This window comes from Ancylobacter defluvii, from assembly GCF_018390605.1.
GTDB classification, from domain to species: Bacteria; Pseudomonadota; Alphaproteobacteria; order Rhizobiales; family Xanthobacteraceae; genus Ancylobacter; species Ancylobacter defluvii.
On record NZ_JAHBGD010000019.1, the window covers coordinates 320,763 to 333,593 of the forward strand.

Below are 12,831 nucleotides of genomic sequence, written 5' to 3' on the forward strand. Positions count from 1 at the left end.
TGCTGCACGGGCCACCTCTCCCCGCCGGGGAGAGCAAGGTATAAGGCTAGGCTTCGAGGAGACCGTCGCATGTCCGGCTCTGCCGATCCCGTCGAGATTACCCGCACGCTCATCCGCTGTCCTTCGGTGACACCCGAGGAGGGCGGGGCCCTCTCCTATCTCGAAGGCCTGCTCGGCGCCGCCGGCTTCCGCGTGCACCGCGTGACGCTTACCGGTCGCGACACGCCGGACGTCGAGAATCTCTATGCCCGCTTCGGCACCAGGGGTCCCAATCTCTGCTTCGCCGGGCACACCGACGTGGTGCCGCCCGGCGATCCGGCACATTGGCGCTTCCCGCCTTTCGAGGCGGCCATTCATGGCGGCCTGCTCTATGGCCGTGGTGCGGTGGACATGAAGAGCGGCGTCGCCGCCTTCACCGCCGCGGCGCTCGACCTGGCGGCCGAGCACGGCGACAAGCTGCCCGGCTCGATCTCGCTGCTGATCACCGGCGACGAGGAAGGCCCGGCGATCAACGGCACCGAGAAGCTGCTGCGCTGGCTGGCCGACCGCGACGAGCGGCTCGACCATTGCGTGCTCGGCGAGCCCTCCAGCCGCGCCGCACTTGGCGACATGGTGAAGATCGGCCGTCGCGGCTCGCTCTCCGGCACGCTCACCGTGCACGGCAAGCAGGGCCATGTCGGCTATCCGCATCTCGCCGAAAACCCGATCCCCGGCATGGCGCGGCTGATCACCGCGCTCACCGCCGAGCCGCTCGACCGTGGCTCGGCGCATTTCCAGGCTTCGAATCTCGAGGTCGTGTCGGTGGATGTCGGCAACCCCGCCTTCAACGTCATCCCGGCCGAGGCGAAGGCGCGCTTCAACATCCGCTTCAACGATCTGTGGATGCCCGACACGCTGAAGGCAGAGGTGGAGCGCCGGCTCAAGGCCGCCGCCGGCAACGAGGTGCGGTTTTCCCTGGCTTTCGAGGAGCGCTCCTCCGACAGCTTCCTCACCGCGCCCGGCGATTTCGTCGACCTGGTGGTCGCCGCCATCAGCGACGCCACCGGCCGCACGCCGGAGCTCTCCACCACCGGCGGCACCTCGGATGCGCGCTTCATCAAGGATTACTGTCCGGTGGTCGAATTCGGCCTCGTCGGCACCTCGATGCATGCGGTGGACGAGGCGACACCGGTCGAGGAGATCCACGCGCTCACCCGCGTCTACAAGGACATCGCGACGCGCTATTTCGACGCCTTCGGGCGCTGAGGCGACCTATTTGCTGGTAAGCGCTGGCGCCAGCGGATCGCCGGTCAGCAGCGACTGGCGGTAGCCATCGGTCTGCACATAGCCGCTGATCTTGACGCAGGTCGAGGTGCCGGCAACCCGGGTGAAATCCTTGCCATAGCTGGCGCATACCGGATCGGGCCGACCATCGGCGGTGGGCTGCGGGGCCGGCGGGGTGGGGCTTCCCGCAACCGCCGCCGCCGATACGGAAACAAGGCCGACGACGGCGAGAACGGCCAGGCCCGCGGCCTGCCGCACGGTTCCGGTAACTTGGTTCATCGCTTCCCTTCCCCTCCCGCCATGTCTCAGCTCGAAGCGCCGCAAGCCTCGGCCGGGATTGCGGCCCGATCTAGGCAGCCGGTTTCACATCGTGCCTGTCGCAGCTGCGGATGCAATGAGTGCCTGCCCTGCTTAGCACGACCGCGGCCAGCGGTCGTCATTGGCGCGCCGCCGCGCCGACCTTAGGATGCCGGGGGAATCACGGAGTCCGCCATCATGACCCAGCCGCCGATCCGCCCCGTGCTGGCGGTATCCACCGCCGTTTTCCGCGACGGGCAGGTGCTGCTCGCCCGGCGTGGCGCGCCGCCGCTGCGCGGGCTGTGGTCGCTGCCGGGCGGGCGGCTGGAGCCCGGCGAAACCCTGGCCGAGGGCGCTGCCCGCGAGGTGATGGAGGAGGTTGGCGTCGCCTGCCGGGTGCTAGGGGTCGCCGGCGCGCTCGACATCATCCGCCGCGACGAGGCCGGCGAGGTCAGCGCCCATTTCGTCGTGGTCAGCCATGCCGGGCTCTGGCTCGACGGCGAGCCGTCGACCGGACCGGAGGCGGCGGAGGTCGGCTGGTTCGATCCGCACCATCTGCCCGAGGATAGCACCGAAGGCCTCACCGGCATCGTCGCGGCGGCCCGCGCGCTTGTCGCCGGCTCTTGACGCCGCCGCCGCTCCGGCTCACCACAAGCGCGATGACACGCTGCCCGAACCTGCCCGCCCGTCTGCGCCCATTCCGTCCGCGCCTTGCGGCGGGTGCGGTCGCTGTTGGCCTGGCGCTGGCGCTGGCCACCCCCGCCGGCGCCCAGACGGCGTCCCGACCGAACCAGGGCTCCGCCCCGCCCTATGAGGCGGACATGCTGCGGCTGGCGGAGATGCTTGGCACGCTCCACTATATCCGCCCGCTTTGCGGCACGCCGGATGCCGGGCGATGGCGCGACGAAATGCAGGGCCTGCTGGAGACCGAGCAGCCCTCCGAGGAGCGGCGCGGGCTCATGGTCGCCGCCTTCAATCGCGGCTATGAGAGCTACCGACAGGTCTATCATAGCTGCACGCCGTCCGCCGAGCTGGTGGCGCAACGCTATCTCGAGGCCGGCGCCCGGCTGTCCCGCGACATCGCGGCACGCTACGGCAGCAATTAGCCGCGCGGGCGGCGGCGCGTCATGGAGCCGGCTATCGCATCGTGCTAACTATTGCCGTGGAAGCCGACGCAGGAGCGGATGATGAGACCGCGAGCATGGTTTGTCGTCGTCGTTGCAGGCTTGCTTGCCCTCACGGCCCAGCTGCGCGCCGACGGGTCGGGCGATCCGGCCGTCGCCGGATCGGATGAGGGCAAGTATGCCGACAAGGACGGCAACCCCACCTTCAAGATCTCCCCGGATGGCACCGTCGATTGGTACACGGCGATCGGCTACACCCGCTACACCGCCAATTGCATGCAGTGCCACGGCCCGGACGGATTGGGATCGAGCTTTGCCCCTTCGCTTGTCGATGCGCTGAAAACGCTCAGCTACAGCCAATTCCTCGACATCGTGACCAATGGCAAGAAGAACGTCGATGCCAGCCAGGAGCTGGTCATGCCGTCGTTCGGGGTGAATCCGAACGTGATGTGCTACATAGACGCCATCTTCATCTATCTGCGGGCACGCTCCGATGGCGCGCTCGGCCGGGGCCGACCGCAGAAGAGCGAGCCCCGCCCCGCCGGATACAGCGCGGCCGAGGATGCCTGCATGGGCTAGGCCCCGGCCATGACCGCCGGCGACAATCCGGCCACCGCGCGCCCGAAGCGGTGCACCGTGTGTCGAAACGACGTAGAGCGCCCGACAGGCACCAGGGAGGAAATAATAGGACTTCGCAACTTGCTGGCCTCGGCCGCCGTGATAACGGTCGGCCTGGCCGGGGTGGCGGGCGTGAGCTCGGCCCAGCAGCCCCCGGCGGCGGCGCAGGCCGCCCGGCCGAACATCCTCGTCATCTTCGGCGACGATGTCGGACAGACCAATATCAGCGCCTATTCCTTCGGGTTGATGGGCTACCAGACGCCCAACATCGACCGGATCGCCAAGGAAGGCATGAAGTTCACGGATTATTATGCCGAGAATGGCTGCACCGCCGGCCGCTCCTCCTTCATCACCGGCCAGACGCCGAAGCGCACCGGCCTCACCAAGGTCGGCATACCCGGCGCGAGCGTCGGCCTGCAGGATCGCGACGTCACCATCGCGCAGGCGCTCAAGCCGCTCGGCTATGCCACCGGCCAGTTCGGCAAGAACCATCTCGCGACCGTGACGAATATTTGCCGACCAATCACGGCTTCGACGAGTTCTTCGGCAATCTGTACCACCTCAACGCGGAGGAGGAGCCCGAGCGACCCTATTGGCCCAGGATGATCCCGACTGGGTCAAGGCCAATTCCCCGCGCGGGTGCTGAAGGCCTCCGCCGACGGCAAGATCGAGGATACCGGCCCGCTCGACAGCAAGCGGATGGAGACCATCGACGACGAGACCACGAGCGCCGCCGCCGATTTCATCGAGCGGCAGGTCAAGGCGGGCAAGCCGTTCTTCACCTGGATGAACACCACCCGCATGCACGCCTTCACCCATATCCGCCCCTCGATGCAGGGACAGAGCGGCATGCCGGGCAACGACTATGCCGACGGCATGATCGAGCATGACGGCCATGTCGGCCAGTTGCTGAAGAAGCTCGACGATCTCGGCATCGCCGAAAACACCATCGTCGTCTACACCACCGACAACGGCCCGAACCAATGGTCCTGGCCGGACGCGGCGACCACGCCGTTCCGAAACGAGAAGGACACGAACTGGGAAGGGGCCTTCCGCGTGCCGGCGATGATCCGCTGGCCCGGCAAGGTCAAACCCGGCTCGGTCGGCGTCGACATGGTGTCCGGCCTCGACTGGTTTCCGACCCTGCTCGCGGCCGCGGGTGAGCCGGACATCAAGCAAAAGCTGCTTCAGGGCACCAGCATCGGCGGCAAGACCTTCAAGGTGCACCTCGATGGCTACAACCAGCTGCCCTACGTGACGGGACAGCAGGAGCACGGCAACCGCAATGAATTCGCCTATTTCAACGATGACGGCCTGATGGTCGCCTATCGCAACGGGCCGTGGAAGGCGGTGTTCTGCGAGATGCGGGCGCCGGGCGGGTTCCGCGTCTGGTACGAGCCCTTCACCTGCCTGTGGGTTCCCAAGCTGTTCAATCTTCGCATGGACCCGTATGAACGGGCCGACATCGTCTCCGATCAGTATGACGACTGGCGGGCGAAGAATGCTTACCTCATGGCCTATATGTCGGCGAAGGCCGGCGCATTGCTGCAGAGCTTCATCGACTACCCGCCGAGCCAGGTTCCGGCCAGCTTCACCATCGACCAGGTGTCGCGCGAGATCGAGGAACGGGTGAAGGCCAACGCCGCCAAGTCCGGCGCCGGCGCGCCGAACTGAAACACCCCGCCCGGCGGGGGTGTCTCCGCCGGGCGGGGCGCGCGCCGAAGAAGCGCCCTCGCGACGACCGGCGGGCGGAGCGAGACGACTGCCGTGGCGGGCGGCTGGTCGCTCGCTGTGTGGGGCAGAGTCCTCATCGCGCCAGGACAATTCTCCTCACCCGGCGATGTCCGTTCCCCCACCTCTGCACGCCGTCAGGTCGATCAATAATGGCGGCGTGGCGGCTGCCCCGTTGGCTGCGACCACGTCCTTTGCCTATCCGTAATTACCCAAGCTAAACCATGCAGAAAAATGAGTTTTCTTAAATGTCGATACCCTAAACCGGTAAGTATACGTGACATTATTTTCTTTAATTTTCTATCGCCAAATCATTTGGTGCGTTTCTTTCGTTTGAGAAAATGGTAAAAAGCCACGCCTCAAAATGAGGATAATTGGGCGGAAGCTATCGGAATAATAGAAAATCGTGCCTTCCGCCCGTACAGGGAGCGGGAACATGGGCGCAGTCAGAAAGCATGTCATCAGGCTGTTGGCCGCGGCGGCGGTGTTGACGGCGGCAGGGACGATAACCGCCGTGGCGCCACCGGCCGCGGCGCAACAGCCTCCAAGCCGACCGAACATCCTGTTCATCATGGGCGACGATATCGGCTGGATGCAGCCGGGCATCTATCATCGCGGCCTGATGGTGGGTGAGACGCCGAATATCGACCGCATCGGCCGCGAAGGCGCGGTGTTCACCGATTACTATGCCGAGCAGAGCTGTACCGCCGGGCGCAACGCCTTCTTCACCGGCATGCACCCTCTGCGCACCGGCATGATTCCGCCGCAGCTGCCCGGCAGCCCATCCTATTTGCGGCCCGGCACGCCGGCGCTGGCCAAGTTCCTCTCCGATCTCGGCTATTCCACCGGCGAGTTCGGCAAGAACCATCTCGGCGACCATACCGACGCGCTGCCGACGGCGCACGGCTTCCAAGAGTTCTGGGGCTATCTCTATCATCTCGACGCCATGCAGGGCGTCAGCTTCCCGGACATCAACAGGACGCCGACCGAGCAGACGGTCGCGCCGCCCTGCCTGAACACCCCGGTGCCCGGCCTTACCGACCCGCCCGGCGCCGTGGATCCGAAAACCACGATCTGCCTCACGCCGCCGCGGCCGGTGCTCTCCTGCACCTCCGCCGATGGTACCTCGGCCAACCAGACCTGCAAGGATGAAGGGCCGCTGACGCTGGAGCGCTCGAAGACCGTGGACGAGGAGATCTCCGCCAAGGTCATCGACTTTCTCGACCGCAACGACCCGCAGAAGACCAGCAAGCCGTTTTTCGTCTGGTACAACCCGGCGCGCATGCACATCACCACCGTACTGCCGGACAAGTATATGGGCATGGTGGGCGAGCCCGGCGGCAAGGACTGGGGCGTCAACGAAGCCGGCATGAAGCAGATGGACGACAATATCGGCCTCGTGCTGCAGAAGCTTCAGGACATGGGCGAGCTCGACAACACCATCATCGTCTTCACCACCGACAATGGCGCCGAGACCATCACCTTCCCGGATGGCGGCACCACGCCCTTCAAGGGTGGCAAGCTCTCCACCTGGGAGGGCGGCATGCGGGCGCCGCTGGTGGTGCGCTGGCCGGGACACATCGCGCCCGGCACGCTGAAGACGCAGATCTTCGCCTCGCTCGACTGGCTGCCGACGCTGGTCGACATCGCCGGCGGCGCCAAGGGCAACGAGCTGAAGGCGAAGATCGAGCAGGGCAGCTATCCCGGCATCGTCAAGACCACGCTCGACGGCGTCAACCAGCGCGCCTATCTCGAAGGCTCGACGGAGAAGTCGGCGCGCGACACGTTCTTCTACTATTCCGGCAAGGACCCGTCGGCGGTTCGCTACAAGAACTGGAAGATGTATTTCGCCATGGTGTCGGACGCACCGGCCGGTTTCATCAGCGGCGTGATGCCCTATCACTGGACGCAGGTGGTCAACATCAAGCGCGATCCGTTCGAAACCTCCATAGGCGACCAGATCAAGACGCTGTTCGGCATGGGCGGCGCCCTCGCCGGGCCGGTGACCGCCTATGTCTATGACTGGAACCTGCTGCCCATCGGCCAGGCGCTGTGGCTGCGGGAACTCGAGACCTATGTCGACTATCCGCCGCTGCAGGACCCCGCCAGCTACAACCTCGAACAGGTGGTCCAGCAGGTCCGGCAGATGCGGAACAGCCGCGCTGGCGAGTAGCGCCGGGACATACAGAGACGGGGCGGGCGATACCCGCCCCGTCCTCCTGCGACCGCCGCCGGTTTCGGCGGCCGCAGAGCCGCCGACCGTCTCCTCTCCGGAAAGACGCTACGCCGCAGGGCGCAGGAGGCAATACTGATGCGGGCATCTCCAACCGCCTTCGTCGCGTGAATCGGGAAACTGATCACGGTGATGAGCCCCTGCCGACCGCTTCCTTCGGTCAGGCGCCGGAAAAGTGCGAAGAACGAGCTTCATTAAGCAATATTTCTGCCTTTTGTCGCTCAGCAGTGTACCGTTGAACGGGGACGAGATGGCATCGGGCTTGTCGTTCGCGCCACGAGGACACGCATGGACATCAAGCTGGGCTTTGAACTCATCTACGATTGCCCTCAGCCCACGCCGATGCTCCTCGTATTGAACATCCACTACAGCAGAGCGTCCGATATCATCGTTCCCGATTTGGTGGTGACGCGGCCAAGTGTACCGATAGCGGCTTACCGTGACGGATTCGGCAATTGGTGCAGCCGCATGACTGCGCCGGCCGGTCGCACCGTCATCACCACCAACGCAGTCATACGCGACAATGGCGCCCCGGACGTCTTTCGGCCGGACGCTTCCGAACATGCCATCGAGGATCTGCCGGAGGAGGCGCTCGTCTTCCTGCTGGCCAGCCGCTATTGCGAGACGGAATTGCTCGCCGATACCGCGTGGAAGCTGTTCGGGGACTTGGCTCCGGGCTGGTCGCGCGTGCAGGCGGTGTGCGACTTCGTGCATAACCATATCGAATTCGGCTATGAGCACGCCCGCCCCACCAAGACGGCTTTCCAAGCCTATCAGGAGCGGCGGGGCGTATGCCGGGATTACGCCCATCTCGCCGTCGCCTTTTGTCGCTGCCTCAACATCCCGGCGCGCTATTGCACCGGGTATCTCGGCGATATCGGCATGCCGCCCCCTTATGGACCGATGGATTTCGCCGGCTGGTTCGAGGCCTATCTGGGCGGTCGCTGGTACACTTTCGATCCTCGAAACAACATACCGCGCATTGGTCGCGTGCTCATGGCGCGCGGGCGTGACGCGACCGACGTCGCCCTGGTGACGTCGTTTGGCCCCAACACGCTGTCGGGCTTCCGGGTGTGGACGGATGAGGTGCTGGATCCGGCCAGTCCCGCCTGAGGACGGCCGAACCGGGACGCCTGCGTCTATCCGCTGCAAATGTGCGGATAAGGGCGACTTCCGATCGCGAAGGGTCGATCGACCAGATCAACACCAGCGACCGCGACCGGCGAACCGCAGGCGCTCGGCTCACTCCGGAGAACGTTGAAGGCGTCGGCGTGTGGTTGGCGAAGCCGATCCCTCGGCCCATATGACGCCTGGCCAGCAAGGCCATCCTTCAACCCCGTTCGTCGGTGGAGATTTGCATGTCCCTTTCGATCTTTGAGGCGTCGGTCCCGGTGTTTCTGCGGGCCTTCGACAATTTTTCGGCGATCCTCGAGAAGGGAGAGACGTTCGCCCAGGTGAAAGGCATTGATCCCGGCACATTGGTGGAAGCGCGGCTTGCGCCGGACATGCTGTCGCTGGCCGGACAGGTTCAGCGGGCCAGCGATACCGCGAAGTTTTGTGCCGCCCGCCTTACCGCTACGGAAGGCCCGAGCTTTGAGGACAACGAGGCCAGCTTCGCCGAGCTGCACCAGCGCATCGCCAAGACCGTCGCTTATCTGAAGGGCTTCGATGCCTCGAAATTCGAAGGCGCCGAGAATCGCCAGATCGTGCTGAAGCGCCGCCAGGGCGAGGTGACGCTCGATGGGCGCGGCTATCTTTTCACCTTCGCGCTGCCGAACTTCTTCTTCCACGTCACGACCGGCTACGACGTCCTGCGCCACAAAGGCGTGCCGGTCGGGAAATCGGATTTTCTCGGACCGCTGTGACCCGCTGTTAGCGACAAACCGCCGTCGCACACCCTTCCCTTCGGCAACCCGGCTTCAATCCCAAGTTTACCGTTCGAGCTTGCTCGTGCAGTCGAGTTTGCCGAACTTCTGCTCTCCCGGCGCGATCTCCTCGACGCGCCGGGGGAGGCCGATGCCGATCCGGCATCACCAATGCATCGCCTCAGGCTGCCGGCTTCATCTCCGCAAGCAGCGTGGGGATCAACTCGGACACTGTCGGGTGGATCGGCACGGCGCGTTGGAAGACGGTGTAGGGGACGTCTGCATTCATGATGTCGAGCAGGCCGTGAATGGCCTCGTCGCCACCGGTGCCGAGAATGGCTGCTCCGAGGATGCGCTGCGTTTGCGCATCGACCACCACCTTCATGAAGCCTTGCGTCTCGGCTTTCTCGACAGCGCGGCCGACTTTGCTCATCGGCCGCTTGCCGACCAGCAGCGATCGGCCGGTCTCGCGGGCCTGGGCCTCCGTCATTCCCACGCGCCCGAGCGGAGGATCGGTATAGAGCGCATAGCCGGGCAGGCGCTCGCTCACCTTCCAGTCCTGCCCATCGAGCAGGTTGGCGGCGACGATCTCGAAGTCGTTATAGGCGGTATGGGTGAAAGCTCCCCGCCCATTGCAGTCGCCCAGCGCATAGACGCCGGGCACGCTGGTCGCCAGATGATCGTCGACCGTGATGTAGCCGCGCGCGTCGGTCCCGATGCCGGCGGCTTCCAGCCCCAGATCATCGGTGTTCGGCCGCCGGCCAATGGCGAGCAGCACGTGCGAGCCGACGATCTCCGGCGCGCCCTCCGTGCAGCCGACCCGCACCGCCACGCCTTGGTCCCGCCGGGCGAAGCTCAGGCATTCGGCGCCGGTTCGCACCTCGATCCCCTCGGCTTCCACGATCTCCCGGATCGCCGCCGACACGTCCTCGTCCTCGCGCGCGATCAGCCGTGCGCTCTTCTCGACGACGGTGACGCGGGAGCCGAAGCGGCGGAACATCTGCGCGAATTCGAGGCCGATATAGGAGCCGCCGACCACCACCAGATGCGCCGGCACGGTATCGAGCTCGACCATGTCGCTATTGGTGAGATACGGCACCTCCCCGAGGCCGGGCAGGTCTGGCACGGAGGCGCGCCCGCCGACATTGAGGAAGATGTGCGGCGCGGTGAGCACCTCGCCCGCAACCTCCACCTCATGCGGACCGGTGAACCGGGCATGGCCGCGAAAGACCGTGCAGCCATCCATGCCTTCGAGCCACGTCTCGATGCCGGCGCGCCCGTCCTGAATGATCTTCTCGGCGCGGGATTGCACCCTCTTCATGTCGATGCCGGGGGTACCGTCGAGCACGACGCCATATTCCGCCGCCCTCTGCGCCATGCGGGCGGCATAGGCGCTCGCCACCAGGGTCTTGGTCGGCTTGCAGCCGGTGTTGACGCAGGTGCCGCCGAAATGGTGGCGCTCGATCACAGCGACGCTCTTGCCGGCGGCCGTCAGCCGGCCGGCAAGGGACGGGCCAGCCTGGCCGGCGCCGATGATGATCGCGTCGAAGCTGCGGGAAGCGGCCGGCTCCGCCATTACGGCACCATGACGATGATGAGGGCGCCGATGACCGCCACGGCATCCTCGATCAGGGCGGCGGGCCGGTCCTGGCCGAACAGCCCGGCAAGGTGCCCGCGTGCCGACCGTCCGCCCAGCGTGCCGATCACGGCGCCGATCGCACCGGCCACCGCTCCGATCAACAGGCTGCCTCCCACGACGCCGAGGCACGCGCCGCAGAGGGCCCCGCTGATCAGCCGGGCGGCGAATTGCGGCGGCACCGTCCGGCTGGGCGTCGTGGGCAGCTGGTCGGTGACGAACTCCACGAGAGCCAGCGCGGTAAATATCCAGGGCGTCCATGCGTAGCCCATGAAGGCCAGCGGCGAAGCGGAAACATCGATCCACCCGAGATGGGCGGCCCAGGCAATGGCGGCCGGCGCGGTCATGGCGCGCAACCCGGCAACGACACCGATCAACACGGCAAGAAAATAGAGCATGGCATCCCCTGATGAACCGCTCGCACCTTGGGCGCCCCGCGCGTCCAAGAGCGCATTATCGTGTTCTGCTGGCTATCAAGTGACAGGACGCGAACTCTGACAAGAGTCCGAAGCGTTTCGCCATCGAGAACGCACGACAAGCCGGCATACCGAGGCCTGGCGACACGCGCGCGGCGAGGCTCGCATCATCCAGCATGACGGCTCGATGGTGAGGGTAGGCCCCGCCCTATCAGCTGCGAGCGATCCGGCTCGGCAACAGTTCGCCGCTGCGTTCGAGGATCGGGTAGGCCGCCGCCGCAACGATGTGGCTGTTGATCAATTTCATGTCGCGCAGCAGATCGAGGTGGAGAGCGCTCGCCTGCGCGGTAGGAAGCTCGCTGTCGCGCAGGCGCTCGAAATGCTGCAGCGTGGCGCGGGCTTCGGCATCGCGGAACGCGATTTTTTCGTCGGCCAGAAGCCGTGCCGCGCGGGGATCCTCGGTCATGAACAGCGAAGCGGCCGTGCGCAGATTGGTGATCAGCCGATCCATGAGCGAGATCAGTTCCGCCTGCCGCTCCTTGGGCAGGGCGAGGCCGCGCTTCAGCCCCTTCGAGGTGTGCGGCAGCAGATAGCGATCGACGACATCGCCGGCCTGTTCGAGGTTCATCGTGAAACCGAGCACTTCCTGCAGGCGGCGGTGATCGTGCGGCCCGAGCTCGTCGGGATCGATCGAGGTGAGATAGCTTTTGATGGCGATGTTGAGTCGATCGATGACGTCATCCTGCCGGCGCGTCTCGGCGATCAGCCGGCGGTCGCCGCTTTTCAGCCCGTCTCGCGCGCCGGCCAGCATGGTCTCCAACACATCCGCCAATCGGAGCGCCTCGCGCGCGGCACCGCCGAGTGCCACGATCGGCGTCTCTTTCGCGGCAGGATCGAGATAGAGCGGGTGCGACGGGTCTGCCCCGGCGGTGCGGCTCGGCAGCATCCTCGTCAAAAGCCGCCCGAACGGCCCGAGGATCGGCAGGAAAACCACCGCCACGACGACGTTGAAGAGAGTATGAAAATCGGCCACGGCCCGGGCGTCGACCGGCTGCAGCGTGACCATGAAGCGCCCGATCGGCTGCAGCGCCAGCAGGCAGACGCCAACGCCGATGAGGCGGGTCAGCAAATTGCCGAGCGGCACCCGCTTTGCGGCAGGGTCGTTGCCGGCCACTCCCTCCAGAAGCGGATTGATCGCCGTGCCGATATTGGCTCCAAGCACCAGCGCAAAGGCGGCGTTGGGCGGCACCACGCCATTTGCGGCGAGCGACATCACCAGCAGCACCACAGCGACGCTCGAATGCGCCGCCCAGGTCAGGCCCGCCGCCAGCAGCACATCGAGGAGGGGGACGGTGGAGATGGCGCCGAGAAGCAGCCGCAGGCTCGGCGCATCCTCGTAGTCGCGCATGAGATCGAGCAGATTGTCGAGCGCCATCAGCATTAGGCCCAGCCCGATCAGCACGCGGCCGAGATCATGGGTCTGCGACGCGGTATCCCGTCGGAACATCAGCACGCCGATGAGGATGAAGGCGGGCGCGACCACGGCGATGTCGAAGGAGAGCAGCTGCACGATCAGCGTCGTGCCGACATTGGCGCCAAGCATGACGGCAAGCGCCGGCACCAGTTCGACCAGGCCGCCGGCGGCGAA

At 65.8% G+C, this 12,831-nt stretch carries 11 protein-coding genes and 1 pseudogene; 8 read left to right on the forward strand and 4 right to left on the reverse strand.

Annotation, left to right across the window (positions count from 1 at the left end):
* Positions 1-69: 69 nt before the first annotated feature.
* A complete protein-coding gene (gene dapE, locus KHC24_RS15585; protein WP_213364229.1) occupies positions 70-1,245 on the forward strand; it encodes a succinyl-diaminopimelate desuccinylase in 1,176 nt (391 codons plus the stop codon).
* Between the two features lie 6 nt (positions 1,246-1,251).
* Here the strand turns inward: dapE and KHC24_RS15590 are convergent, their stop codons facing one another.
* Positions 1,252-1,542 carry a porin gene (locus KHC24_RS15590; RefSeq protein WP_213364230.1) on the reverse strand — a complete coding sequence of 97 codons (291 nt, stop codon included), beginning with the start codon at positions 1,540-1,542 and terminating at the stop codon, positions 1,252-1,254.
* Positions 1,543-1,758: 216 nt separating this feature from the next.
* Between KHC24_RS15590 and KHC24_RS15595 the strand changes: the two genes are divergently transcribed.
* The 7 genes and pseudogenes from KHC24_RS15595 (at position 1,759) to KHC24_RS15625 (ending at position 9,131) form a co-directional block, all read left to right on the forward strand.
* A complete protein-coding gene (locus KHC24_RS15595; protein WP_213364231.1) occupies positions 1,759-2,187 on the forward strand; it encodes an NUDIX hydrolase in 429 nt (142 codons plus the stop codon).
* 32 nt (positions 2,188-2,219) lie between these two features.
* Positions 2,220-2,666, forward strand: coding sequence for a TIGR02301 family protein (locus tag KHC24_RS15600; RefSeq protein ID WP_213364232.1), 447 nt, complete (start codon positions 2,220-2,222; stop codon positions 2,664-2,666).
* 81 nt (positions 2,667-2,747) lie between these two features.
* Positions 2,748-3,263, forward strand: a complete 516-nt coding sequence (locus KHC24_RS15605) for a c-type cytochrome, methanol metabolism-related (RefSeq protein WP_213364297.1) — start codon at positions 2,748-2,750, stop codon at positions 3,261-3,263.
* 9 nt (positions 3,264-3,272) lie between these two features.
* Positions 3,273-4,976, forward strand: a pseudogene (locus tag KHC24_RS15610) (arylsulfatase).
* A 493-nt stretch (positions 4,977-5,469) separates the two neighbouring features.
* Positions 5,470-7,206 (forward strand): arylsulfatase, encoded by a 1,737-nt coding sequence (locus KHC24_RS15615; protein WP_213364233.1) that lies wholly within the window; start codon positions 5,470-5,472, stop codon positions 7,204-7,206.
* Between the two features lie 348 nt (positions 7,207-7,554).
* Positions 7,555-8,379, forward strand: coding sequence for a transglutaminase-like domain-containing protein (locus KHC24_RS15620; protein WP_213364234.1), 825 nt, complete (start codon positions 7,555-7,557; stop codon positions 8,377-8,379).
* A 245-nt stretch (positions 8,380-8,624) separates the two neighbouring features.
* A complete protein-coding gene (locus tag KHC24_RS15625) occupies positions 8,625-9,131 on the forward strand; it encodes a DUF1993 domain-containing protein (protein WP_213364235.1) in 507 nt (168 codons plus the stop codon).
* Between the two features lie 181 nt (positions 9,132-9,312).
* On the opposite strand, the gene KHC24_RS15630 is transcribed toward KHC24_RS15625, so the two are convergent.
* From KHC24_RS15630 to KHC24_RS15640, 3 genes are all read right to left on the reverse strand, one after another.
* Positions 9,313-10,707 (reverse strand): FAD-containing oxidoreductase, encoded by a 1,395-nt coding sequence (locus KHC24_RS15630; protein WP_213364236.1) that lies wholly within the window; start codon positions 10,705-10,707, stop codon positions 9,313-9,315.
* Positions 10,707-11,165 carry a DUF4126 domain-containing protein gene (locus tag KHC24_RS15635; protein ID WP_213364298.1) on the reverse strand — a complete coding sequence of 153 codons (459 nt, stop codon included), beginning with the start codon at positions 11,163-11,165 and terminating at the stop codon, positions 10,707-10,709. The genes KHC24_RS15630 and KHC24_RS15635 overlap by 1 nt, the downstream gene beginning before the upstream one ends.
* 229 nt (positions 11,166-11,394) lie before the next feature.
* A partial coding sequence (locus tag KHC24_RS15640; RefSeq protein WP_246546991.1) for a Na/Pi cotransporter family protein occupies positions 11,395-12,831 on the reverse strand: 1,437 nt, incomplete at its 5' end.

Bases quoted from the DNA above. Each gene is read 5' to 3' on its own strand.
- KHC24_RS15605 (WP_213364297.1), top strand. From the start codon at position 2,748: ATGAGACCGCGAGCATGGTTTGTCGTCGTCGTTGCAGGCTTGCTTGCC.
- KHC24_RS15630 (WP_213364236.1), bottom strand. From the start codon at position 10,707: ATGGCGGAGCCGGCCGCTTCCCGCAGCTTCGACGCGATCATCATCGGC.
- KHC24_RS15635 (WP_213364298.1), bottom strand. From the start codon at position 11,165: ATGCTCTATTTTCTTGCCGTGTTGATCGGTGTCGTTGCCGGGTTGCGC.
- KHC24_RS15595 (WP_213364231.1), top strand. From the start codon at position 1,759: ATGACCCAGCCGCCGATCCGCCCCGTGCTGGCGGTATCCACCGCCGTT.
- KHC24_RS15625 (WP_213364235.1), top strand. From the start codon at position 8,625: ATGTCCCTTTCGATCTTTGAGGCGTCGGTCCCGGTGTTTCTGCGGGCC.
- KHC24_RS15615 (WP_213364233.1), top strand. From the start codon at position 5,470: ATGGGCGCAGTCAGAAAGCATGTCATCAGGCTGTTGGCCGCGGCGGCG.
- KHC24_RS15590 (WP_213364230.1), bottom strand. From the start codon at position 1,542: ATGAACCAAGTTACCGGAACCGTGCGGCAGGCCGCGGGCCTGGCCGTT.
- dapE (WP_213364229.1), top strand. From the start codon at position 70: ATGTCCGGCTCTGCCGATCCCGTCGAGATTACCCGCACGCTCATCCGC.
- KHC24_RS15620 (WP_213364234.1), top strand. From the start codon at position 7,555: ATGGACATCAAGCTGGGCTTTGAACTCATCTACGATTGCCCTCAGCCC.
- KHC24_RS15600 (WP_213364232.1), top strand. From the start codon at position 2,220: ATGACACGCTGCCCGAACCTGCCCGCCCGTCTGCGCCCATTCCGTCCG.